19 protein-coding genes, 1 tRNA gene and 1 pseudogene are annotated in these 24,072 nt (G+C 74.0%); 15 read left to right on the forward strand and 6 right to left on the reverse strand.

The genetic code is table 11. The annotated features are described in order from the left end of the window. Positions 1-15: 15 nt before the first annotated feature. On the reverse strand, positions 16-933 hold the full coding sequence (locus tag OVA14_RS06745; RefSeq protein ID WP_267503175.1) for a DeoR/GlpR family DNA-binding transcription regulator: 918 nt from the start codon (positions 931-933) through the stop codon (positions 16-18). A 48-nt stretch (positions 934-981) separates the two neighbouring features. Between OVA14_RS06745 and galT the strand changes: the two genes are divergently transcribed. Together galT and galK are read left to right on the forward strand one after the other, a co-directional pair. Beyond that, positions 982-2,160, forward strand: coding sequence for a galactose-1-phosphate uridylyltransferase (galT, locus tag OVA14_RS06750; RefSeq protein WP_420710566.1), 1,179 nt, complete (start codon positions 982-984; stop codon positions 2,158-2,160). Beyond that, positions 2,153-3,298, forward strand: coding sequence for a galactokinase (gene galK / locus OVA14_RS06755; RefSeq protein WP_267503177.1), 1,146 nt, complete (start codon positions 2,153-2,155; stop codon positions 3,296-3,298). Before galT ends, galK begins: the two co-directional genes overlap by 8 nt. 53 nt (positions 3,299-3,351) lie before the next feature. Here the strand turns inward: galK and OVA14_RS06760 are convergent, their stop codons facing one another. Beyond that, the gene (locus tag OVA14_RS06760) at positions 3,352-4,689 is read right to left on the reverse strand and encodes an MFS transporter (protein ID WP_267503178.1); all 1,338 of its coding nucleotides are present in this window, start codon (positions 4,687-4,689) and stop codon (positions 3,352-3,354) included. 89 nt (positions 4,690-4,778) lie between these two features. Here OVA14_RS06760 and OVA14_RS06765 point away from each other — a divergent pair, with 89 nt between their 5' ends. From OVA14_RS06765 to OVA14_RS06825, 13 genes are all read left to right on the forward strand, one after another. Continuing rightward, the gene (locus tag OVA14_RS06765) at positions 4,779-5,219 is read left to right on the forward strand and encodes an SRPBCC family protein (protein ID WP_267503179.1); all 441 of its coding nucleotides are present in this window, start codon (positions 4,779-4,781) and stop codon (positions 5,217-5,219) included. A gap of 94 nt (positions 5,220-5,313) precedes the next feature. Continuing rightward, a complete protein-coding gene (locus OVA14_RS06770) occupies positions 5,314-6,324 on the forward strand; it encodes a LacI family DNA-binding transcriptional regulator (RefSeq protein WP_267503180.1) in 1,011 nt (336 codons plus the stop codon). Between the two features lie 130 nt (positions 6,325-6,454). Further along, positions 6,455-8,194 carry a ribulokinase gene (araB, locus tag OVA14_RS06775; protein WP_267503181.1) on the forward strand — a complete coding sequence of 580 codons (1,740 nt, stop codon included), beginning with the start codon at positions 6,455-6,457 and terminating at the stop codon, positions 8,192-8,194. Next, positions 8,191-8,916, forward strand: coding sequence for an L-ribulose-5-phosphate 4-epimerase (locus OVA14_RS06780; RefSeq protein ID WP_267503182.1), 726 nt, complete (start codon positions 8,191-8,193; stop codon positions 8,914-8,916). The genes araB and OVA14_RS06780 overlap by 4 nt, the downstream gene beginning before the upstream one ends. After that, complete coding sequence (araA, locus tag OVA14_RS06785) at positions 8,913-10,433, forward strand: L-arabinose isomerase (protein ID WP_267503183.1); 1,521 nt, start codon at positions 8,913-8,915, stop codon at positions 10,431-10,433. The genes OVA14_RS06780 and araA overlap by 4 nt, the downstream gene beginning before the upstream one ends. A 73-nt stretch (positions 10,434-10,506) precedes the next feature. Continuing rightward, positions 10,507-11,631 carry a multiple monosaccharide ABC transporter substrate-binding protein gene (gene chvE, locus OVA14_RS06790; protein WP_267503184.1) on the forward strand — a complete coding sequence of 375 codons (1,125 nt, stop codon included), beginning with the start codon at positions 10,507-10,509 and terminating at the stop codon, positions 11,629-11,631. 96 nt (positions 11,632-11,727) lie between these two features. Continuing rightward, positions 11,728-13,272: a multiple monosaccharide ABC transporter ATP-binding protein gene (gene mmsA, locus OVA14_RS06795; protein WP_267503185.1), complete on the forward strand. Its 1,545-nt coding sequence runs from the start codon at positions 11,728-11,730 to the stop codon at positions 13,270-13,272. Further along, a complete protein-coding gene (mmsB, locus tag OVA14_RS06800; RefSeq protein ID WP_267503186.1) occupies positions 13,256-14,506 on the forward strand; it encodes a multiple monosaccharide ABC transporter permease in 1,251 nt (416 codons plus the stop codon). The genes mmsA and mmsB overlap by 17 nt, the downstream gene beginning before the upstream one ends. A 114-nt stretch (positions 14,507-14,620) precedes the next feature. Further along, positions 14,621-15,028 (forward strand): SRPBCC family protein, encoded by a 408-nt coding sequence (locus OVA14_RS06805; protein WP_267503187.1) that lies wholly within the window; start codon positions 14,621-14,623, stop codon positions 15,026-15,028. Between the two features lie 81 nt (positions 15,029-15,109). Then, positions 15,110-16,324, forward strand: coding sequence for an amidohydrolase (locus OVA14_RS06810; RefSeq protein ID WP_267503188.1), 1,215 nt, complete (start codon positions 15,110-15,112; stop codon positions 16,322-16,324). Then, positions 16,321-17,541 carry a multidrug effflux MFS transporter gene (locus OVA14_RS06815; protein WP_267503189.1) on the forward strand — a complete coding sequence of 407 codons (1,221 nt, stop codon included), beginning with the start codon at positions 16,321-16,323 and terminating at the stop codon, positions 17,539-17,541. Before OVA14_RS06810 ends, OVA14_RS06815 begins: the two co-directional genes overlap by 4 nt. A gap of 54 nt (positions 17,542-17,595) precedes the next feature. Continuing rightward, positions 17,596-19,341: a helicase HerA-like domain-containing protein gene (locus tag OVA14_RS06820; protein ID WP_267505518.1), complete on the forward strand. Its 1,746-nt coding sequence runs from the start codon at positions 17,596-17,598 to the stop codon at positions 19,339-19,341. Beyond that, complete coding sequence (locus OVA14_RS06825) at positions 19,338-20,993, forward strand: sensor histidine kinase (protein WP_267503190.1); 1,656 nt, start codon at positions 19,338-19,340, stop codon at positions 20,991-20,993. Before OVA14_RS06820 ends, OVA14_RS06825 begins: the two co-directional genes overlap by 4 nt. 48 nt (positions 20,994-21,041) lie before the next feature. Here the strand turns inward: OVA14_RS06825 and OVA14_RS06830 are convergent, their stop codons facing one another. The 4 genes and pseudogenes from OVA14_RS06830 to OVA14_RS06845 all read right to left on the reverse strand — a co-directional run bounded on the left by OVA14_RS06830 (position 21,042) and on the right by OVA14_RS06845 (position 24,064). Beyond that, positions 21,042-22,511, reverse strand: coding sequence for a glycosyltransferase family 2 protein (locus OVA14_RS06830; protein ID WP_267503191.1), 1,470 nt, complete (start codon positions 22,509-22,511; stop codon positions 21,042-21,044). Positions 22,512-22,716: 205 nt separating this feature from the next. Further along, positions 22,717-23,475 (reverse strand): annotated as a pseudogene (locus OVA14_RS13815) (HEAT repeat domain-containing protein); the annotation flags it as partial. Further along, positions 23,472-23,831 (reverse strand): response regulator transcription factor, encoded by a 360-nt coding sequence (locus OVA14_RS06840; RefSeq protein WP_267503193.1) that lies wholly within the window; start codon positions 23,829-23,831, stop codon positions 23,472-23,474. The pseudogene OVA14_RS13815 and the gene OVA14_RS06840, both read right to left, overlap by 4 nt. A 145-nt stretch (positions 23,832-23,976) precedes the next feature. Further along, positions 23,977-24,064: transfer RNA gene (locus OVA14_RS06845), tRNA-Ser, on the reverse strand. Positions 24,065-24,072 lie beyond the last annotated feature (8 nt).

Consider the following 24,072-nt stretch of genomic DNA (forward strand, 5'->3'; position numbering starts at 1 on the left):
CGGGCCGGGGTGTGGTCAGCTGAGGCCCGCAGGCGGCCGGGGGATGGGCGCGAAGCGACCACACCGCGGGTGGGGCGCGCGGCGCGGGCGGGGTGCGCGGCGCGGGCGCGGCGCGGCGCGCGTGCGCGGGACTAGGCGAGCCTGGAGGCGGCCGACTACCCGGCGGGCGGCGCGGCGAGCGGCCTCGGGGAGCGAGGCGTCGCTGACGAGCACGTCGAGCTCGTCGAGCGGCGCGAAGGTCGCGAGCGCGTGCACGCCCCACTTCGAGGCGTCGACGAGCGCGACCGTCGTGCGCGCCGCCGCCATGAGCGCGCGGTTGGTCTCGGCCTCCGCGAGGTTCGGCGCGGTGCAGCCGCGCTCGGCGTCGATGCCGTGCGCGCCCAGGAAGAGCACGTCGAGCCCGATGGATGCGGCGGCGCGGTTGGCGACGGGCCCGACGAGCGCATCGGAGCGCGTGCGCTCGCCGCCCGTGAGCACGACGCCGTCGCGTCCCTCGAGCGCGAGCGCCACCTGCAGCGAGTTCGTGACGATCGTGACCCCCTCGACCGCGGCGGCGAGGCGCGCGAGCGCGAGGGTCGTCGAGCCGGCGCCGATGCCGATGGCGCTGCCGGGGCGGACGAGCGCGGCGGCCGCGGCGGCGATCCGCGCCTTCTCGTCGCGGTGCAGCGCGGCCTTCGCGAGCGGCGCCGGCTCCTCGGTGAGCGGCGGCCGGACCGCGCGCACGCCGCCGCGCACCCGCTCCACGAGCCCGTCGGCGACGAGCCGGTCGGCGTCCCGTCGCAGCGTCATGGCCGAGACGCCGAGGCCCGCCGCGAGTTCGGCGACGCGGGCGACGCCGCCCGAGCGGAGCGCCGCGACGATGCGGTCGCGGCGCTCGACGTCGTGGAGGCCGGCCTCGAGGGCGGCGGTGCTCGCGGCGGCGGGTGTGCGCATCGGATCCATACGCACACCTTCGCACAAATCCGCGCATGCACGCACGGGATGCGGCATGCTCGTCGGGTGACCGCGATCCGCCAGACTTCCACGCGCCTCGCCGACGGCCGCGAGCTCGTCTACTTCGACGACGCCGGGAGCCCCGAGCGCGAGCGCCGCGCCGACGAGCGCGCCCTCGACCCGCGCCCCGCGACGCCGACGATGCGCTTCGATGCGCTGAGCGCCGAGTGGATCACCGTCGCGACCGCTCGGCAGGGCCGCGTGCACCTGCCGCCCGCCGAGTTCGATCCGCTCGCCCCGCAGACCGCGACGAACCCGAGCGAGATCCCCGACGACTACGACGTCGCCGTGTTCGAGAACCGCTCGCCCTCCTTCGGCCCGGGCGTCCTCGGCGACGACCTGCCCGAGCCCGCGACGCCCGTCGCGACGGGCCGCGAGGGCTCGCGGATCGCGATCGGCGCCGCGCGCCCCGCGATCGGCCGCTGCGAGGTGGTGTGCTTCAGCCCCGACCGCGAGGGCTCGTTCGGCACCCAGTCGACGCTGCGCGCCCGCACCGTCGTCGAGGCCTGGGCCGAGCGCACCCGCGCGCTCTCGGCCGTGCCGGGCATCGAGCAGGTCTTCCCCTTCGAGAACCGCGGCGTCGAGATCGGCGTGACGCTCCACCACCCGCACGGGCAGATCTACGGCTACCCCTCCGTGCCACAGCGCATCCGCCGCATCTGCGCCTCGGTGGAGGAGTACGGGCCCGCCCTGTTCGCCGACGTGCTCGACAGCGAGCGGCAGGGCCCGCGCGTGCTCATCGCGGGCGAGCACTTCACCGCCTTCGTGCCCTTCGCGGCGCGCTGGCCCGTGGAGGTGCAGCTCATGGCGCACCGGCAGGTGCCCGACCTCGCCGCGACGACGCCGGAGGAGCGCGACGAGCTCGCCGTGCTCACGCTGCGCCTCGCCCGCGGCCTCGACGCGCTCTACGACGCGCCCCTGCCGTACATCGCGGGCTGGCTGCAGGCCCCCGTGGCCGCGCACCGCGACGACGTGCGGCTCACCTGGCACGTGACGAGCCCGCGCCGCGCGGCCGACAAGCTGAAGTTCCTCGCCGGCAGCGAGGCGGCGATGGGCGCTTGGGTGGGCGACATCGCGTCCGAGGAGGGCGCCGCGCGGCTGCGCGATGCGATCGCACGCGCCGACGAGCTGCGCCCGGTCGAGGCGCTGGCGGTGCCCCGTGCGTGAGGCGTTCGCGGCCCTGTTCGGTGCCGAGCCCACGGGCGTCTGGTCGGCGCCCGGCCGCGTCAACCTCATCGGGGAGCACACCGACTACAACGGCGGCCTCGCGCTGCCCTTCGGCATCGACCGCCGCACGCGGGTCGCGGTGCGCCTCCGGGACGATGACGCGGTGCGCGTGGCCTCGGGGTTCGCGCAGGGCGACGGCGTGATCGCCACGCGCCTCGACCGCGCGCTCGACGCGCAGGGCTGGAGCCGGTACGTGCTGGGCGCCGCGCACGTGCTGCGGCGCGAGCTCGGGGTGGAGGGCACGGGCTTCGACGCGCTCGTCGCGAGCGACGTGCCCGTGGGCGTCGGCGTCTCGTCCTCGGCGGCGCTCGAGTCCGCCGTGCTCGTGGCGCTCGTGGAGCTGTGGGGCCTGGACGCCGACGCGCACGCGCTCATCCGCATCGGGCAGCTCGTCGAGAACGAGGTCGTGGGCGCCCCGACCGGCACGCTCGACCAGTCGGCGGTGCTGCTCGCCCGGCGCGACCACGCGGTGCTGCTCGACTTCGCCGCGGGCTCTGCCGAGCAGGTGCCGCTCGGCTTCGAGGCCGCAGGGCTCGAGATCCTCGTCATCGACTCCCTCGTGCGGCACGACCACGCCACCGGAGGCTACGGCGACCGCCGCCGCGAGTGCGAGGAGGCCGCCCGGATCGCGGGCGTCGGCACGCTGCGCGAGATCGCTCCGGAGGCGGTGGAGGGCTGGGCGGCCCGGATGCCCGCAGCGGTGCACCGGCGGATGCGGCACGTCGTGACCGACACGGCGCGCGCGGCGCAGGTCGCGGCGCTCGTCCGCGCCGGCCGGCCGCGCGAGATCGGGCCGATCCTCACCGACGGGCACCGCTCGCAGCGCGACGACTTCGAGGACTCCGTGCCCGCGATCGACGCGGCCGTGGAGGTCGCGGTCGCGGCCGGCGCGCTCGGCGCGCGGCTCACGGGCGGCGGCTTCGGCGGCGCGGCGATCGCGCTCGTCGACGTCGCCGAGTCGACGCGCATCCAGGCGGAGGTCGCGGACGCGGTCGAGGCCGCGGGGCACGCCCGCCCGACCGTGTTCGCCGTGCACGCCTCGCAGGGCGCGCGCCGCGACCCGGAGCCTGCGCCCTAGGCCGCCCCACCCGTTGGCCGAGCCGCGCCGCGGCCTCCCCGCCCGCGGCGCGACTACGCGAGCGGCTTGCCGCGATGCTCGGGGATGCGCCAGGCGGCGACCGCGGCGATCGCGAAGGCCGCGGCGAAGACGCCGAAGAGCAGCGCCTCGCCGCCGAACCCCAGGAGCGGCGGCACCGCGAGCGGCGCGAGGATCGAGGCGATGCGGCCGAAGCCCGCCGCCGCGCCCGTGCCCGTGCCGCGCACCGTCGTCGGGTAGAGCTCCGGCCCCACGGCGTACAGCGCGCCCCACGCGCCGAGGTTGCAGAACGACAGCGCGCAGCCCGCGGCGATGATCGCGGCCTCGGCGTCGGCGGTGCCGTACCAGCCGGCCGCGAGCGCCGAGCCCACGAGGAAGAGCGTGAGCGTGGGGCGGCGGCCCCAGCGCTCGATGAGGAACGCGGCGGTCGCGTAGCCCGGCAGCTGCGCGAGCGTGATGATGAGCGTGAACTGGAACGAGCGCACGAGGTCGAAGCCCTGCGCGACGAGCAGCGTCGGGATCCAGATGAAGGCGCCGTAGTAGGAGAAGTTCACGCAGAACCACACCGTCCAGAGCGCAGCGGTGCGGCCGCGCAGCTCGCGGGACCAGATCGAGGTGCGCTCGGCCTCCGGCACCGCCTCGGCGACCACGACCTCCGGCACGTCGGCCGGCGCGGGCACGCCCGCGGCCTCCTCGAACGACCGAACGGTGCGCTCGGCCTCCGGCAGGCGGCCGCGCGACTCGAGGTACCGCACCGACTCGGGCACGCCGAAGCGGATGACGATCGAGAAGATCGCGGGCGCCATGCCGATCGCGAGGCCCCAGCGCCAGCCGTCGTCGGAGGCGCCGATCACGAAGGTGCCGATGACCGCCGAGGCGATCCAGCCCACGGCCCAGAAGGCCTCGAGCCACACGACGACGCGGCCGCGGATGCGCTTGGGGGCGAACTCGCTCACGAGGGTCGAGGCGACGGGCAGCTCGGCCCCGAGGCCGAGGCCGACGACGAAGCGCAGCGCGAGGAGCGCCGCGAGGCCCGTGACGAGCGCGGAGGCTCCGGTGGCGAGGCCGTACACCACGAGCGTGAGTGCGAAGACGCTGCGGCGCCCGATGCGGTCGGCGAGCAGGCCGCCGACGGTCGCGCCGATGGCCATGCCGACGAAGCCCATCGAGGCGATCCACGAGGTCTCGGTGGGCTCGAGCTGCCACTGCTGCGAGAGCGCGGCGATCACGAACGAGACGAGGCCGACGTCCATCGCGTCGAGCGCCCAGCCGATGCCGGAGGTGCCGAGCAGGCGTCCGTGCCTGCGGGTGAACGGCAGCCGGTCGAGGCGCTCAGAGCGCGTGAGGCCGTCGGCAGGGGGGAGGGCGGTCATGCAGGGGGCCTCTCGAGCGCGGCGCCAGGGTCTCGCACCGTTCGACCCACGATAGCCCCGCAGCGGGCGCGGCCGGATACGGTGGCGGCATGACGGACTGGAGCGGCACGGGCCACGACGAGCGCGCGGTCGTCGACGCGTGGGTGGATGCCCCCGTCGACGAGGTCTGGGACCTGTGGACGACCCCGGCGGGCCTCGAGCGCTGGTGGTGGCCGATGTTCGACGACGCCCGCTACGAGGCCGAAGCGCGCGTCGGCGGGTGGTACCGCTTCCGCACGGCGTCGGGCGGCGTCGGCGTGCAGGGCCGCTACGTCGCGGTCGAGGAGGGCAGGCGCCTGCTCTTCAGCTGGGACTGGCTCGCCGCCGAGGGATCGCAGGGCGAGCAGCTCGTCGAGGTGCGCTTCGCCGAGCAGGACGGCGGCACGCTCGTGCACGTCGAGCAGTCGGCGCCGCTCGATGAGGTCGACGACATCCGCGACGGCTGGCAGGACTCCCTCACGCGCCTCGAGGAGCTCGCCGACAGCTGGTGAGCATTCGGCGCCCCCATCCGTGCGAAACGGTCACCACGCAGGGCGGCGAGGTGGGATGCTGGGGGAGCGCGACGAGTGCGCACCGGGAGGCACGATGGCGAGCGAGCGGGAGCGGCGGCCCAACATCCGCGACGTCGCCGCGCGCGCCGGGGTCAGCTACCAGACGGTCTCCCGCGCCCTGAACCGGCACCCCAACGTGAAGGCCGAGACGCTCGCGCGCGTCGAGGCGGCGATCGTCGAGCTCGGCTACCGGCCGAACGCCGCGGCGCGCGCGCTCGTGCGCCGGAGCTCCCGGACCATCGGCCTGCTCACGCTGCCGACGACCGACTACGGCCCGCAGACCCAGCAGATCGCGATCGAGACGGCCGCGCGCGACGCCGGCTACCGGATCGCGCTCACGAACGCCGCCTCCGGCAGCGTCGACGACCTCGCTGCGGGCCTCACCTTCCTGCGCGAGACGAACATCGACGCGCTCGTCGTCTCGGTCGCCGAGACCGCGGTGCTCGAGGCGCTCGGGCAGCTGCGGGTCGAGGTGCCCTACGTGACGCTCGAGCCGACGGGCCTCGCCTTCGGCCACTCCGTCGCGATCGACCAGCGGCTCGGGGCCCGGATGGCGGTCGACCACCTCGCCGGCCTCGGGCATCGCCGCATCGCGCAGCTGCGCGGGCCGCAGGGCTCGATCGACGCGAGCGCCCGCGCGCGCGGCGTCGAGGAGCGCGTCGCGGAGCTCGGGCTCGAGCTCGTCGGCACGCTCGAGGGCGACTGGACGCCGGACTCCGGCTACGCCGAGGGGCCCGCGGCGCTCGCGCTCGGGGCCACGGGGATCGCGGTCGGCAACGACCAGATGGCCCTCGGCCTCCTGCACGCGTGCCGCGACGCCGGGGTGCGGGTGCCCGAGGACGTCTCGGTCGTGGGCTTCGACGACGTGCCGGAGGCGCCGCACTACCCGACGGCGCTCACGACCGTGCGGCAGGAGTTCCAGGAGGTGGGGTCGGCCGCGATGCGGGTGCTGCTCGACGACCTCGGCGGGGGCTCCGGCCTCGTGCACCTGCGGATCCCGCCGACGCTGGTCGAGCGCGCCTCGACCGCACGGCCGCGCGGCTAGCCCGCGCGCGGCGACGGGCCGCACCGATCAGATGTCACGATCCGATCACGGTGTCGCGAAGTTGTGACCGTTTCGCATACAGTGGCCGCACTGCACTGCGGCAGCTGCCGCACGAGACGACGGAGTCACCATGCGAGAGAGCGCGCAGCCCAGCGCGGCCGCCGGCGCCCAGGCCGACCGCCACGTGATCGGCATCGACTTCGGGACGCTCTCGGGCCGCGCGATCGTCGTCCGCGTGGCCGACGGCGCCGAGCTCGGCAGCGCCGTCCACGAGTACGCGCACGCGGTGATCGACGACCGCCTCCCCGCCACCGGCGAGCGGCTCGCGCCCGAGTGGGCGCTGCAGGAGCCCAACGACTGGCTCGAGGTCCTGCGCCGCGCGGTGCCGGCCGCCGTCCGCGCCTCCGGCATCGACCCGGCGAGCGTCATCGGCGTCGGGACCGACTTCACGGCGTCCACCCCGATGCCCGTGACCGACGATGGCACCCCGCTCTGCCGCCTCGACGGCCTCGGCGGCCGGCCGCACGCCTACCCGAAGCTCTGGAAGCACCACGCCGCGCAGGGGCAGGCCGACCGCATCAACGCGATCGCGGCCGAGCGCGGCGAGCCGTGGCTCGCGCGCTACGGCGGCGCCATCTCGAGCGAGTGGGAGTTCGCCAAGGCCCTGCAGGTGCTCGAGGAGGACCCCGAGGTCTACGCCCGCATCGACCGCTGGGTCGAGGCCGCCGACTGGATCGTGTGGCAGCTCACCGGCCGCTACGTGCGCAACGCCTGCTCGGCCGGCTACAAGGGCATCCTGCAGGACGGCGCCTACCCGAGCCGCGACTACCTGGCCGCCCTCAACCCCGGCTTCGCGGCCTTCACCGAGAAGCTCGAGGCCGAGATCGGCGCGCTCGGCGCGGCCGCCGGCCATCTCACGGCCGAGGCCGCGGCGCTCACGGGCCTCCCCGCCGGCATCCCCGTCGCGGTCGGCAACGTCGACGCGCACGTCACGGCCCCCGCCGCGAAGGCGACGGCGCCCGGCAGCATGCTCGCGATCATGGGCACCTCGACGTGCCACGTCATGTCGAGCGAGACGCTCGCCGAGGTGCCCGGCATGTGCGGCGTCGTCGACGGCGGCATCGTCGACGGCCTCTGGGGCTATGAGGCCGGGCAGTCGGGCGTCGGTGACATCCTCGCCTGGTACGTCGCCAACCAGGTGCCGCCCGCCATCCACGACGCGGCCGCGGCCGCCGGCCGCAGCGTGCACGAGCACCTCACCGAGCTCGCCTGGGCCGAGCCGGTCGGCGCGCACGGCCTCGTCGCCCTCGACTGGCACTCGGGCAACCGCTCGGTGCTCGTCGACACCAACCTCTCGGGCCTGCTCATCGGCGCGACCATCACGACGCGGCCCGAGGAGATCTACCGCGCGCTCGTGGAGGCCACGGCCTTCGGCACGCGCGTCATCGTCGAGGCCTTCGACGGCTCGGGCGTGACGGTGGAGCGCTTCGTCGCCGCCGGCGGCCTGCTGCGCAACCGACGCCTCATGCAGACCTACGCCGACGTGCTGCGCATGCCCATCTCGGTCATCGCGAGCGAGCAGGGCCCGGCGCTCGGCTCGGCGATCCACGCGGCCGTCGCCGCGGGCGCCTACCCCGACACGATCGCGGCGGGGGAGGCCATGGGCGCCGCCGACGAGGACGCCTACGTGCCCGACCCCGCGGCTGCCGACGCCTACGACGCCCTCTACGCCGAGTACCTGGCCCTCCACGACCGCTTCGGCCGCGGCGGCGACGACGTCATGCGCCGCCTCAAGGCCATGAAGCGCGAGGCGCGCGCGTCGGCCGCCGTCGCGGAGCCCGCCCGCGAGACCGCGGAGGCCACGGCATGAGCGCGGTCGAGACGGGCGCGGTCGAGACCGACGCCGTCCGCCGCGCCCGCGAGGAGGTCGCCGCGCTGCACGCCCAGCTCACCCGCTACGGCCTCGTGGTGTGGACGGGCGGCAACGTCTCGGGCCGCGTCGAGGGCGAGGACCGCTTCGTCATCAAGCCCTCGGGCGTCGACTACGACGACCTCACCCCCGAGTCGATGATCCTCTGCGAGCTCGACGGCAGCGTCGTGCCCGGCAGCCTCGGCGCCGAGCGCTCGCCCTCGAGCGACACCGCCGCGCACGCCTACGTCTACCGCCACATGCCCGAGGTCGGCGGCGTCGTGCACACGCACTCCACGTACGCGACCGCGTGGGCGGCGCGCGGCGAGGCGATCCCGTGCCACATCACCGCGATGGCCGACGAGTTCGGCGGCGAGATCCCCGTGGGCCCCTTCGCGATCATCGGCGACGACTCGATCGGCCGCGGCATCGTCGAGACGCTCCAGGGCCACCGCTCGCGCGCGGTGCTCATGCAGAACCACGGCCCGTTCACGATCGGGCGCGACGCGCGCGACGCGGTGAAGGCCGCGGTGATGTGCGAGGACGTCGCCCGCACCATGCACCTCGCGCGACAGGGCGGGGCGACGATCCCGATCGTCCCCGGGCACCTCGACCGCCTCTTCGACCGATACCAGAACGTCTACGGCCAGCAGGCCGCGAGCACCACGGAGGACACCGAGTGACGAGCATCATCCCCGACCCCGCGTCGAAGGTCGTCTGGTTCCTCACGGGGAGCCAGGGGCTGTACGGCGAGGAGACGCTCGCGCAGGTGGCCGCGCAGTCGGAGGAGGTCGCCGGCCTCCTGCAGGGCGCCGACGAGATCCCGGTCACGGTCGAGCACCGCCCCGTGCTCACCTCGCCCGAGGCGATCCGCCGCGCGATGCTCGAGGCGAACGCCGACGACCGCGTGATCGGCGTCGTCGCGTGGATGCACACCTTCAGCCCCGCGAAGATGTGGATCGGCGGGCTCGAGGCGCTGCAGAAGCCGCTCCTGCACCTGCACACGCAGCACGAGGCGGCGCTGCCCTGGAGCGAGATCGACTTCGACTTCATGAACCTCAACCAGGCCGCGCACGGCGATCGCGAGTTCGGCTACATCGCCGCACGCCTGGGCACGCCCCGCACGATCGTCGTCGGCCACGCCGCGAGCCCGCGCGTGCGCGCCGAGATCGGCACGTGGTCGCGCGCGGCCCTCGGCACCGCGGCGCTGCGCAGCCTGAAGGTCGCGCGCTTCGGCGACAACATGCGCTTCGTCGCGGTGACGGAGGGCGACAAGACCGAGGCCGAGGTCAGGCTCGGCGTGCAGGTCAACACCTGGGGCGTCACCGAGCTCGCCGACGCCGTCGAGGCGGTGCCGGACGCCGCGGTCGACGCGCTCGTCGCCGAGTACCTCGAGGCCTACGACGTCGCCGACGAGCTGCGCCCGGGCGGCGAGCGCCACGCGTCGCTCCGCGACGGCGCCCGCATCGAGGCGGGGCTCCGCGGCTTCCTGGAGGCGGGCGGGTTCGGCGCCTTCACGACGAGCTTCGAGGACCTCGCCGGCCTCCCGCAGCTGCCCGGCCTCGCGGTGCAGCGACTCATGGCCGACGGCTACGGCTTCGGCGCCGAGGGCGACTGGAAGACCGCGATCCTCGTGCACGCCGCGGCCCACATGGGTGCGGGCCTGCCGGGCGGCGCCTCGCTCATGGAGGACTACACGTACCACCTCGTCGAGGGCGAGGAGCTGATCCTCGGCGCGCACATGCTCGAGGTGAGCCCGAGCCTCACGAGCGAGCGGCCGCGCCTCGAGGTGCATCCGCTCGGCATCGGCGGCAAGGACGACCCCGTGCGGCTCGTGTTCACCGCCGACCCGGGCCCGGCCGTCGTCGTCGCGCTGAGCGACATGCGCGAGCGCTTCCGCATGGTCGCCAACGTGGTCGAGAACGTCGCGCTGCCCGAGCCGATGCCGAAGCTGCCCGTCGGGCACGCCGTGTGGCGGCCCGCCCCCGACCTCGCGACCTCCGCGGCCGCGTGGCTCACCGCGGGGGCGGCGCACCACACCGTCATGTCGACGCAGGTCGGCATCGACGCCTTCCGCGAGCTCGCCCGCCAGACCGGCATCGAGCTCCTCGAGATCCACGAGGGCACCACCGTCCAGGCCTTCGAGCGCGAGGTGCGCTGGAACGCCGCCTACCACCGACTCGCACAGGGCCTCGGCTGACGCCGGACCCTCGCCGCGACCCTCCCGGTCGCACCACCCACAGCCGCACCGCGGCACCAGGAAAGGAACCACAGTGAAGAAGCACCGCATCCTCGGCGCTGTCGCTGCCGCAGGCATGATCGCGCTCATCGCGACCGGCTGCGGCCGCGGCGGCACCGCTGAGCCGGCAGGCAGCGACGGCGCTGCCGAGCCGGGCGGCCAGGGCCAGATCGTCGGCGTCGCGATGCCGACGCAGCAGTCGGAGCGCTGGATCGCCGACGGCGACAACGTGCGCTCGCAGCTCGAGGACCTCGGCTACACCGTCGACCTGCAGTACGCGAACGACGACATCCCCACCCAGGTGTCGCAGATCGAGAACATGATCTCCTCGGGCGCCGAGGCGCTCATCATCGCCTCGATCGACGGCACGACGCTCACCGACGTGCTGCAGCAGGCCGGCGACGCGGGCATCCCCGTCATCGCCTACGACCGCCTCATCAACGGCAGCCCGAACGTCGACTACTACACGACCTTCGACAACTACCAGGTGGGCGTGCAGCAGGCGACGAGCCTCCTCACGGGGCTCGGCGTCGTCGACGAGAACGGCGAGCGCACCGACGAGGCCGGCCCGTTCAACATCGAGCTCTTCGCGGGCAGCCCGGACGACAACAACGCGACGTTCTTCTGGAACGGCGCGATCGACACCCTCCAGCCGCTCATCGACGACGGCACGCTCGTCGTGCCGTCGGGCCAGACCGACTTCGAGCAGGCGGCGATCCTCCGCTGGCTGCCCGAGACGGCGCAGGAGCGCATGGAGAACATCCTCACCGTCATCGGCGACACGGAGCTCGACGGCGTGCTCTCGCCCTACGACGGCCTCTCGATCGGCATCATCTCGGCGCTGACCTCCGGCGGCTACTCGACCGACGCCCTGCCCGTCATCACGGGACAGGACGCGGAGGTCGGCTCGGTGCAGTCGATCATCGCCGGCGAGCAGTACTCGACCATCTTCAAGGACACCCGCCTCCTCGCGGAGCAGGCCGTCTCGATGGTCGACGCGCTCCTCACGGGCGGCGAGCCCGAGGTGAACGACACCGAGACGTACGACAACGGCGAGCTCATCGTCCCGTCGTACCTGCTCGAGTCGACCATCGTCACGGTCGACAACTACGAGGAAGTGCTCATCGACTCCGGGTACTACACCGCGGACGAGCTCTAGCGAGCACCGGTGCGGGGCGGGGGTCCGCCCCTGCCCCGCACCACCCCACCGGCCCCGGCGCGACCGCGCCGGCCCACGCTTGGAAGGGAGGGCGCCATGACGGCGATCCTCGAGATGCGCGGCATCACCAAGGAGTTCCCGGGCGTCAAGGCGCTCTCGGACGTCACCCTCACCGTCGAGCGCGGCGAGGTGCACGCGATCTGCGGCGAGAACGGCGCCGGGAAGTCCACCCTCATGAAGGTGCTCTCGGGCGTGTACCCGCACGGCACCTACGAGGGCGAGATCGTCTACGAGGCCGAGCCCGTGGCGTTCCACTCCATCAACGACTCCGAGCGCGCCGGCGTGGTGATCATCCACCAGGAGCTCGCGCTCAGCCCCCACCTCTCGCTCGCCGAGAACATCTTCCTCGGCAACGAGCGCGTCGGCCGCGGCGGCCTCATCGACTGGCACGCCACGAACAAGGAGGCCCAGCAGCTGCTCGCGCGCGTGGGCCTCGGCGACAACCCGGCGGTGAAGGCCAACGAGGTGGGCGTCGGCAAGCAGCAGCTCGTCGAGATCGCGAAGGCGCTCTCGAAGGACGTGAAGCTGCTCATCCTCGACGAGCCGACGGCGGCGCTCAACGACGACGACTCCGCCCACCTGCTCGACCTGATCCGGCACCTCAAGGGCCAGGGCATCACGTCGATCATCATCAGCCACAAGCTCAACGAGATCAAGGCGATCGCCGACAAGGTCACGGTCATCCGCGACGGCCGCACGATCGAGACGCTCGTCACCTCCGAGGTCACCGAGGACCGCATCATCAAGGGCATGGTCGGCCGCGACCTCGAGTCGCGCTACCCGGAGCGCACCCCGAGCATCGGCGAGGAGGTGCTGCGCATCGAGGACTGGCGGGTGCACCACCCCACCGAGTCCGACCGCGTGGTCATCCACGACGCGAACCTCACGGTGCGCGCGGGCGAGGTGGTCGGCATCGCGGGCCTCATGGGCGCCGGCCGCACCGAGCTCGCGATGAGCGTCTTCGGCCGCTCCTACGGCTCGCGCATCTCGGGTACGGCCTACGTCCACGGCAAGCAGGTCGACCTGCGCTCGGTGCCCGCGGCGATCCGCGCGGGCCTCGCCTACGCGACCGAGGACCGCAAGGCCTACGGCCTCAACCTCATCGAGGACATCAAGCGCAACATCTCGGCCGCGGCGCTCTCGAAGCTCATGAGGCGCGGGCTCGTCGACGGCGACGAGGAGACGATCGTCGCCGAGGGCTACCGGAGGAGCATGCGGATCAAGACCCCCAACGTCGGCGCGGTGGTCGGCAAGCTCTCGGGCGGCAACCAGCAGAAGGTCGTGCTCTCGAAGTGGCTCTTCACCGACCCCGAGGTGCTCATCCTCGACGAGCCCACGCGCGGCATCGACGTGGGCGCCAAGTACGAGATCTACACGATCATCAACCAGCTCGTCGCCGACGGGAAGGCCGTCGTCGTCATCTCGTCGGAGCTGCCGGAGCTGCTCGGCATCTGCGACCGCATCTACACGCTCTCGGAGGGCCGGATCACGGGCGAGTTCCCGATCGCCTCGGCCACCCCGGAGGCCCTCATGCAGCGCATGACCCAGGAGAAGGAGGCGGACCATGTCCTCGCCCAGTGACACGAAGCGCGACGACGCGGCGCGCGACCTCAAGCCCTCGGCCCTGCGCACGGGAGGCGCCTTCCTGCTCTCGCGCGTGCAGCAGATCGGCATCTTCATCGCGCTCGTCGTGATCATCCTGCTGTTCCAGGGCCTCACGGGCGGCCGCCTGCTCACCGCCGGCAACGTCGCGAACATCATCGTCCAGAACAGCTACATCCTGATCCTCGCGATCGGCATGGTGATGATCATCATCGCCGGCCACATCGACCTCTCGGTCGGCTCGGTCGCGGCCTTCGTCGGCGCTGCGACGGGCGTGATGATCGTGCAGTGGGGCTGGCCCTGGTGGGCCGGCATCCTCGTCGGCATCCTGCTCGGCGCGCTCGTGGGCGCGTGGCAGGGCTTCTGGGTGGCGGTGGTCGGGATCCCGGCCTTCATCGTGACGCTCGCGGGCATGCTCATCTTCCGCGGCCTCACGCAGATCACGCTCGGCAACACCCAGATCACGCCCTTCCCCACCGAGTACCGGCAGCTGGGCGGCGGCTACCTGTTCCCGCAGCTGTTCCCGGCGGCGACGAGCCCTGCGGAGTGGATCACGGTGGGCCTCGGCGTGCTCACGCTCGTGCTGTTCGTCGGCTCGCAGCTGCGCGGCCGCGCGAAGCGCGTGAAGCTGGGCGTCGAGGGCGAGCCCGCCTGGTGGTTCTGGACCCGCACGGGCTTCGGCATCCTGCTCATCGTCCTCATCACCTACCTGCTGGGCCTCGCGGAGGGCTCGCGCGGCACGCCGATCGTGCTCGTGGTGCTCGGCGTGCTCGTGGTCGCGTACACCGTCGTGATGACGCGCACGCGCTTCGGCCGCCACATCTACGCGGTCGGCGGCAACCGGCATGCGGCCGACCTCTCGGGCATCCGCTCGAAGCGCATCGACTTCATGCTCTTCGTCAACATGGGCATGCTCGCGGCGCTCGCGGGCATCGTGTTCACGGGCCGCCTGAACTCGGCCGGCCCCGGCGCCGGCAACCTGTTCGAGCTCGACGCCATCGCGGCGGCGTTCATCGGCGGCGCGGCGGTGCAGGGCGGCATCGGCACCGTGATCGGCGCGATCACGGGCGGCCTCATCATGGGCGTGCTGAACAACGGCATGTCGCTCATGGGCGTCGAGACCGACGTGCAGCAGTTCGTGAAGGGCATGGTGCTGCTGCTCGCCGTGGCCTTCGACGTCTACAACAAGCGCCGCGCGCGCTCGCTGGGCTAGGCCCACTCCTCGACGGCCCCGGCTCCGCGCCGGGGCCGTCGTCGTGCTCGCCCCGGCGTCGGATGCCGTCGGCGGCGTCTGGCATGCTTGGGCGCATCGAGCGAGGAGGCGACGATGGCGGAGCTGGTGGTCGAGCAGGCGGTGCCCGCGGGGCGCGAGGTGGTGTGGGCGGCCTGGACCGACCCGGCGGCGATCGCGCGCTGGTGGTGGCGCGCCATCCCGGGCACGAGCATCGCGGCCGAGGCGCGCGAGGGCGGCCGCTACCGCTTCGACGCGGGCGCCGGCTTCGGAGTGCGCGGCGAGTACCGCGCGCTCGCGCCGCACGAGCGCCTCGTGCTCACGTGGCAGTGGATCGACGAGGGTCGGCCGGAGCCGGAGGTCGACGAGGTCGAGGTGCTGCTCGCCGAGGCGGTGGGCGGCACCCTCGTGACCGTGCGGCACACGACGCGGGAGGCCGCGAGGGACGCCTACGAGGAGGGGTGGCGCGACACCCTCGCGCACCTGCCGGGCGCCTGCGCCTGATCCCTCCCGCCGGTGCATGTCGTTCGCCGGGCTAACGAGGGCGTAGGCTGGGGGCACCGCACCCCACTCGAAGAGGACCCCATGCTGCTCGCCATCGTCAACGCCCGCGTCGTGCCCGTCGAGGGCGAGGAGTTCGAGGGGACGATCGTCGTCCGCGACGGCAGGATCGAGGTGCTCGGCGCCGACGTCGCGGTGCCCGAGGGCGCCGAGGTGCTCGACGTCGCGGGCGCGCAGGTCACGCCCGGCCTCGTCGACGCCCACGTGCACCTCGGCGTGCACCCCGAGGGCGACGGCGGCGGCGCGAGCGACACGAACGAGATGACGAACCCCAACACCGCGGGCGTGCGCACGATCGACGCGATCGACCCCTTCGACGAGGGCTTCGACCTCGCGCTCGCGGGCGGCGTGACGACCGTCAACGTCAACCCCGGCTCCGGCAACCCGATCGGCGGGCAGGCGACGACGCTCCACACCCACGGCCGCATCGTCGACCACATGGTGCTGCGCGAGCCCGCGGGCGTGAAGTCGGCGCTCGGCGAGAACCCCAAGCGGGTGTACGGCGAGAAGAAGCAGACGCCTTCGACGCGCCTCGGCACGGCGAAGATCATCCGCGACGCCTTCGTCGCCGCCCAGAACTACGCGCGCAAGCAGGCCGACCCCGACCGCCCCGTCGAGGTCGACCTCACGATGGAGGCGCTCGGCAAGGTGCTCCGCCGCGAGATCCCGTGGCGGCAGCACGCGCACCGCGCCGACGACATCGTCACGGCGCTGCGCATCCAGGCGGAGTTCGGCTACGACCTCGTCATCGACCACGGCACCGAGGCGCACGTGGTGGCCGACCTCCTCGCCGAGCGCGGCGTGCCCGTGCTCATCGGACCGCTCTTCACCACGAAGTCGAAGATGGAGCTGCGGAAGCGCTCGATCGCCAACCCCGGCAAGCTCGCGAAGGCGGGCGTCGAGCTCTCGATCATCACCGACCACCCCGTGATCCCGATCTCGTTCCTCGTGCACCAGGCCTCGCTCGCCGTGCGCGAGGGCCTCGACCGCGAGACGGCCCTGCGCTCCATCACGATCAACCCGGCCAAGGTGCTCGGCGTCGCCGCCGAGGTCGGCTCGCTCGAGCCCGGCAAGCGCGCCGACATCGTGGTCTGGGGCGGCGACTGGATGGACCCGATGGTGCGTCCGCGCACCGTCCTCATCGACGGCCGCGTGGTCTTCGAGCACGACCCCGCCACAGGGGAGGAGCGCGTCGCCGACCGTGCCGAGGCGCCGCTCGTGCTCGAGCGCGGCGAGTGACCGGGCACCCCGGAGACCAGCTCACCCGCAGCCGCCGCATCACGACCCTCGTCGTGCTCGGCCTGCTGGCCGGGCTCGGCCCCTTCACGATCGACCTCTACCTCCCGGCCTTCCCGGAGCTGAAGTCGGAGTTCGCCACCACCGACGCGACCGTCCAGCTGACGCTCTCGGCGACGACGCTCGGCTTCGCGCTCGGCCAGCTCGTCGTCGGGCCGCTCTCGGACCGCGTGGGCCGGCGGGTGCCGCTGCTCGTCGCGACGAGCGTGCACGTGCTCGCGAGCGTCGGCGTGGCGGTCGCGCCCGACATCGCGAGCCTCCTGCTGCTGCGCGTGCTGCAGGGCTTCGGCGCCGCGGCCGGGACGGTCGTCGCGATGGCGATGGTGCGCGACCTCTTCAGCGGCAGCCGCCTCGTGACGGCGCTCTCGCGCCTCGCGCTCGTCATCGGCCTCGCGCCGATCGCGGCGCCCGTGCTCGGCTCGTGGCTGCTCGGCGTGCTCCACTGGCGCGGGCTGTTCTGGGTGCTCGCGGGCTACGCGGTGCTCGTGATCGTGCTGCAGCTGCTGTTCCTCCGCGAGACGCTCCCGAAGCACCTGCGCGCGGAGCCCGGGCACTCGACGCTCGCGCAGCGCTACCGCGCCGTGCTCACCGACCGCGTGTTCGTCGGCGTCGCGATCATCGGCGCGAGCATCTTCGGCGGCATGTTCGCCTACCTCTCCACCTCGTCCCTGCTGCTGCAGGAGGTCTACGGCTTCTCGCCCGGCGGCTTCGGCCTCGTCTTCGCGCTGTGCTCGGTCGCCGTCACGATCGGCACGCAGGTGGCAGGTCGCGCCGCGCGCAGCGTCGGGCCGCAGTGGGTGCTCGCGGTCTCGACCGTGCTGCTCGTCGTCGGCGCGACGCTCATCGTCGCCCTCGACCTCGCGGGCGCGGGCGTCGCGGGCCTCATCCCCTCGCTCATGGTCTTCACCTTCGGCTTCGGCCTCTCGATGCCGTGCGTGCAGACGCTCGCGCTCGCGCACCACGCGCGCGAGGCGGGCACGGCCGCATCGCTGCTGGGCGCGCTCAACATGTCGATCGCGGGGCTCATCAGCCCCGTGGTGGGCCTGTTCCGCATCGAGGACGCCATCCCGATGGGCGTCGTGATGCTCGCGTGCGGCGTCCTCGCGCTCGCCGCGCTCTGGCTCGTGGTGCAGCCGCGACGCGTCGCGCCGATCGAGTGAGGCGCCCGGGGCGCGGCGGCCCCGGCGCCTAGGATGTGCGCATGAGCGACGAGCCTGGCGGCTGCCGAGGCGCAGGTCGAGGAGGCCCGGCGGGCCGAGGCCGAGGCCGAGGCGAGGCTCGCGGCCCTGCGCGATGCGGCGGCCGCGGAGTCCGCTGCCGCGACGGCGGACGCCTCGCCGGAACCTGCGGTCGCGGAGGCGGCCCCGAGGGGCCCGCTCGAGACCGCCGAGGTCGACGCGATCCGTCGCGGCTACGCCTTCGAGGGCCGGGCGCTCGAGCTCGGCGCGCTCGTCAACGGCGACCCCGACCCCGGCACGCAGGTGCGGATCCCGCTGCGGATGCTCAACCGCCACGGCCTCGTCGCCGGCGCGACCGGCACGGGCAAGACGAAGACGCTGCAGGGGCTCGCGGAGCAGCTCTCCGCCGCGGGCGTGCCGGTGTTCGCCGCCGACATCAAGGGCGACCTCTCGGGCCTCGCGACGCCGGGCGCCCCGAGCGAGCAGCTGCTCGCACGCACGGCCGGCATCGGCCAGGCCTGGGAGCCGCGCGCCTTCCCCACGGAGTTCTACGCGCTCGGCGGCGAGGGCGTCGGCATCCCGATCCGCGCGACCGTGCTCTCCTTCGGGCCCGTGCTGCTCTCGAAGGTGCTCGGCCTCAACGCCACCCAGGAGTCGAGCCTCGGCATCGTCTTCGCCTACGCCGACGAGCAGCGGCTGCCGCTCCTCGACCTCAAGGACCTCCGCGAGCTGCTGCTGTGGCTCACGGGCGACGAGGGCAAGGCCGAGCTCAAGCGGCTCGGCGGCATCTCGACGCAGACGGCGGGCGTCATCCTGCGGGAGCTCACCGCCTTCAGCGAGCAGGGCGCCGACGTCTTCTTCGGCGAGACCGAGTTCTCGCCCCGCGAGCTGCTGCGCACGACGCCCGAGGGACTCGGCGTCGTCTCGATGCTCGAGCTGCCGGGCGTCGCGAGCCGGCCCGCGCTCTTCTCGACCTTCCTCATGTGGCTGCTCGCCGACCTCTTCGAGGACCTGCCGGAGGTGGGCGACCTCGACGCGCCGAAGCTCGTCTTCTTCTTCGACGAGGCGCACCTGCTGTTCCAGGACGCCTCGAAGGACTTCCTCGCCGCCATCACGCAGACGGTGCGCCTCATCCGCTCGAAGGGCGTCGGCATCGTGTTCGTCACGCAGACGCCGAAGGACGTGCCCGTCGACGTGCTCGCCCAGCTCGGCTCGCGCATCCAGCACCAGCTGCGCGCCCACACGCCCGACGACGCGACCGCGCTGCGCGCGACGGTGCGCACCTACCCGAGGTCGGGCTACGACCTCGAGCAGGTGCTCACGAGCCTCGGCATCGGCGAGGCGATCGTGACCGTCATGGACGAGCGAGGCGCCCCCACGCCCGTCGCGTGGACGCGGCTGCGCGCCCCGCAGGGCTCGATGCAGCCGACGCCGGAGACCGCGATGCGGCAGGCGGTGCAGGCGTCGCCGCTGCTCGCGACCTACGGCCCCGCGATCGACCGGGAGTCCGCCTACGAGCTGCTGCGGGCCCGGCTCGAGGCCGCGGAGGCCGCGGAGGCCACGGCGCGCGAGGTCGCCGCCCGGCAGGAGGCGGCCGAGGAGGAGGCGGCGCGGCTCGAGCGCGAGGCGCGGGCGAACCGCGGCTCCGGCTCGCGCACGCGCGCCGGCTCGGGCGGCGCGCGCCGGGAGGGCAACGTCGTCACCGACTTCATCGGCTCGCGCACCGGCCAGACGATCCTCCGCGAGATCGTGCGCGGCGTCTTCGGCACCCGACGCCGGTGACGCCCGCGACCCTGCTCGGCGCCGGCGGCGGCGATCGCGACGCCGAGGCGCAGCCCCACCAGGAGGCGCTGCGCCTGCAGCTCGTGTTCCTCTGCTCCGTCGCGCTCGTGCTCGGCGTCATGACGCTCGTGAGCCCCGCGGTGTGGGCAGGGCCGTGGGTGCCGATCGGCGGCGGTGTCCTGCTCGCCGCGACCGCGCTCGCCGCGGCCCTCGCGCTCGGGCGCCGCGAGCGCCCGACGCACTGGCTCGTCGCAGTGCCGCTGCTCGATCTCGCGGCGGTCGTCGCGCTGCTCGGCGCCGACGACGTGCCCCGCACACTGGCGCTGCTGGCCGTCTACCCGTCGTTCTGGCTGGGGTTCAGCGCGCGATGGCAGGGGGTCGCCGTCGTGGGCGTCGCCGCCGCGGTCATCACCGCGGGCATGCTCGCCCGTGTCGCGACCGCGACCGGCGTGACCCTGACGGCGAACGCCGTCGGCGCCGTGCTCGTGCCGCTGAGCCTCGTCGGCGCGGCGTGGCTCGCGCTGCGCACCGTGCGACGCGTCGAGCGGCAGCAGGCGGTGCTGCTGCAGCGCGAGCAGGAGCGGGGCGCGCTGCTCGGGCGGTCGGCCGTCGACGGCGCGCTCCTCGACGCGATCTTCGAGACCGTGCGGATCGGGCTCGTGCTGCTCGACCCCGACGGCCGCGTCGAGCGCATGAACCCGACGCTCGCGCGGCACCCGGCGATGGCGGGGGAGACGCCCGAGGGCGCGATGGCCGACGCGATCTTCCTCGACCTCGAGAGCCGCGAGCCCATCGAGCGCTCGAGCACCCCGTTCATCCGCGCCGCGCGCGGGGAGTCCTTCGACAACGCCGTGCAGTGGGCGCATCGGCCGGGCCAGGACATGCTCGCCATCACGGTCTCGTCGCGCCCGCTCATCGTCGACGGCGCGTTCCGCGGCTCGATCGTCGCGGTCGACGACGTCACGACGTACATGCGCATGCTCGCCGACCGCGACGACTTCGTCGCGCTCGTCTCGCACGAGCTGCGCACGCCGCTCACCTCGATCGCCGGGTACGTCGAGCTCGTGCTCGAGGAGGAGCTGCCCGAGCGCATCGCCGACTGGCTGCAGACGGTGCGACGCAACTCCACGCGCCTGCAGGGCCTCGTGGAGGACCTCCTCATCGTCGGCGAGATGACACGGGGGGAGCTGCGCCTCGCGCGCGCCCCCATCGACCTGCGGGCCGTGGCGGAGGAGACCGTGGCGCTGCTGGAGCACCGCGCGCGCCGGCGCGACGTGCGCCTCCGGCTCCTCCCGGGGCCGGGCGTCCTCGTCGACGCCGACCCGCGCCGCATCGCGCAGGTCGCCGAGAACCTCGTCTCGAACGCGATCAAGTACGTCGACGAGGGCGGCAGCATCGACGTGCTGGTCGAGGGGGTTGCGGAGCGCGCGACCCTCGCGGTCGTCGACGACGGGCCCGGCGTCGCCCCGGAGGAGGCGGCCCGCGTGTTCGAGCGCTTCTACCGCTCGGCCGAGGCGCGCGCGTCCGGCGTGCAGGGGGCAGGGCTCGGGCTCTGGATCTGCAGCATGATCATGCGCGCGCACGACGGCTCGATCCGCTTCGACAGCACGCCGGGCGCGGGATCCACGGCGTCGTTCTCGCTGCCGCGCTGAGCGGCCGGCCGGGCTCGGGGGCCCGCTGCCCGCGCCGCGCTCCGCCGCTCAGGTGCGCGGCGCCTGCGCCTCTGCCGCCTCATCGCCCTCGGCGAAGCCCGAGCGGGTCATCACGCCCCACACCTGCTGCTTGCCGGTGAGCGCCGCCCACCAGCCCTGCACGCGCCAGACCGCCGTCAGCTGCCGGTAGCCGAAGCTCTCGGCGAGCACGGCCAGCAGCGTCGCGCCCAGGTCGCGCCATCGCTCGTAGCGATGGAAGCTCGCCTCCTCCACGACGACCGCGGCGAGCGTCACGAGCGTGCCGAAGACGTACGAGACGACGAGGAGCAGCAGCGCGAAGCCGGGATCGACGATGCCGAGCAGGAGCCCGAGGGGCACGAGCACGAGGCCCGCGAGCTCCACGACCGGCGCGAGCAGCTCGAACAGCCAGTAGTAGGGGAGCGCGAGCATGCCGACGCGCCCGTAGCGCGGGTTGAGGAGCATGCCGCGGTACTTCCAGAGCACCTCCCACAGGCCGCGGTGCCAGCGGCGCCGCTGCCGGGCGAGCACGGCCATGGTCGACGGCGCCTCCGTCCAGCTCACCGGCTCCGCGACGAACTCGACGCGATGGTCGCGGCGGCCCTCGAGGATCCACCGCTGGATCCGCATGACGAGCTCGAAGTCCTCGCCGATCGAGTCGGCGTCGAGGCCGCCGGTCTCGATGAGGACGTCGCGTCGGAACATCCCGAACGCGCCCGAGATCAGGATGAGCGCGCCGAGGTCGGACCACGCGGTGCGGCCGAGCAGGAAGGCCCGCAGGTACTCCACGACCTGGATGCGCGCGATGAGCTGCTTCGGCATCCGCACGTCGACGATGCGCCCGCCCTGCACGCGCGAGTTGTTGACGATGCGCACCACGCCGCCCGTGGCGACGACGCGCTCCGGATCGTCGGCGAAGGGCTTCGACACCGACAGCAGCGCGTCGGGCTCGAGGATCGAGTCGGCGTCGACCATGACGACGAGGTCCTTCGACGCGAGGTCGAGCCCGAGGTTGACGGAGTCGGAGCGGCCGGAGTTGTCCGTGTCGACGACGATGAGCGGCACGGCCCCGTCGGGGGCGCGCCAGATGCCGCGCACGGCCCCGCGCACCGGGATGCGCCCGGGGATGTCGCGGTCGTCGGGCACGAGGCGGTACGCGTCCTTGAGGCGCGCCATCGTCTCGTCGGCGCTGCCGTCGTTCACGACGATGACCTCGTGGTCGGGGTAGCGGAGGTCCAGCACCGACCGGACGCTCGTGAGGATCACGGCGGCCTCGTTGTAGGCGGGCATGATGACCGTCACGCCGAGGCTCACGGGCGATGCCGCCATCGCGTCCTCGCCGCGATGCTCGCTGCGCCGCAGGTAGCGCGAGAAGTGCGCGGCCGCGATGCAGATGAGCACGAGCATCGCCGTGTTGGCGAGCAGGAAGTAGACGCCCGTCGGCCACATCGTGAGCGCGAACAGCCATTGGAGGGCATCGCGCAGCCAGTCCCAGCTCATGCGGCCTGCCTCGCCGGCAGCCCCGCGGCACGGCGGACCCCGCGCTCGGCGTCGCGCGCGAGCCGCGCGAGCGCCTCCGCCGTCCAGGCTTGCTCGGCATCGCGGCGAGCGTCGTCGCCGCCGCCTCGCCGACGAAGCCGCCGCCCAGGGCGGCCCGCGTCAGCGGCTCCAGCGCGTCGCGGGTGGCGATGCGCTCGAGCGATCGCATCGCTGCGATCCGGACGGAGTCGTGCTCGTCGTCGAGGAGCGCGACGAGCAGCGGGGCGCAGCCCGGCGCCTGGAGGAGGCCGGCGACGCGGGCGGCGCCGCGGCGCACGCCGGCGTCCTGGTCCTCGAGGGCCGCGCGCACGCGCGCGCCCGCGCTCGCGCCCTGCTGGAGCAGGGCGGTCGTCGCGACCGAGGCCGGCACGCCCGAGCCCGTGCGCAGGGACTCGACGATGCGCTCGGTCGCGCCCGCGCCGGCGAAGCCGCCGAGCGCGCGGACCGCGACGGTGCGGACCTCCGCGGAGGGGTCGAGCGCGAGCGCCTGCAGGCGCTCGAGCGCGCCCTCGGGCGCCAGGAGCCCGAGGGCCTCGGCGGCGTCGGCGCGGCGCACCGCGTCGCGGCTGCGGGTCGCCGCCTCGTAGCGGGGCACCGCTCCGGTCGCCGCGGCGACCGCGCGCAGCCGGTCCGCGGCCTCGCCGGTGATCTCGCGCAGCATCTGCGAGCTCGCGCGGCCCACGTGCGCGCGCTCGGCGGGGGAGAGCGCCCGCACGCGCGCGAGGAGCGGCTCGAGCTCGTCCTCCTCGGCGACCGTCGCCGCGAGCACGAGCGAGCGCAGCCTCGCGTCGAGGTCGGCGCGGTGCCGATCCCGCCGGTGCCGCAGCGCCCGCTGCCCGAGCAGCACGACGAGCAGCACGGCGACCAGGATCGATGCCGCCGCGAGCGTGGCCCACAGCAGCTCCGCCGGCAGCGGCGTGGTCATCCCAAGGCGGCCGTGACGCGCGCCAGGAGGGCCCGGGGGCTGAACGGCTTCGTGACGTAGTCGTCGGCGCCGGCGGCGAAGCCCGCCTCGATGTCCTTCTCCTGGCCTCGCGCCGTGAGCAGGATCACGGGCGTCTCGACGCCGCGCTCGCGGAGCGCGCGCAGCACGTCGATGCCGCTCATGCCGGGCATCATGACGTCGAGCACGATCGCCGACCACGGGCCTTCGGCCGCCGCCTCGAGCCCCTGCACGCCGTCGGCGCGGGTCTCGACCTCGAGGCCCGCCGATTCGAGCTTGATGGCGACGAGGTCGCGGATGTCGCGGTCGTCGTCGACGACGAGGATGCGGCCGCTCATGCGCGGGCCGCCGAGCCGTGGCGGGTGCTCGGACGCATCGGGACTCCCTCGTGACGGGCCGGAGGATGCCGGCAGCACCACCGTACAGCGGCAGGGGAGCCGAAGCGGAACGACGCCCCGCCGCTCGAGGGCGGCGGGGCGTCGGTGGCGGAGGATGGGGGATTCGAACCCCCGAGGGCTTGCACCCAACACGCTTTCCAAGCGTGCGCCATAGGCCACTAGGCGAATCCTCCTGAGCCGG

The organism is Agrococcus sp. SL85, from assembly GCF_026625845.1.
In the GTDB taxonomy this organism is placed as follows: domain Bacteria; phylum Actinomycetota; class Actinomycetes; order Actinomycetales; family Microbacteriaceae; genus Agrococcus.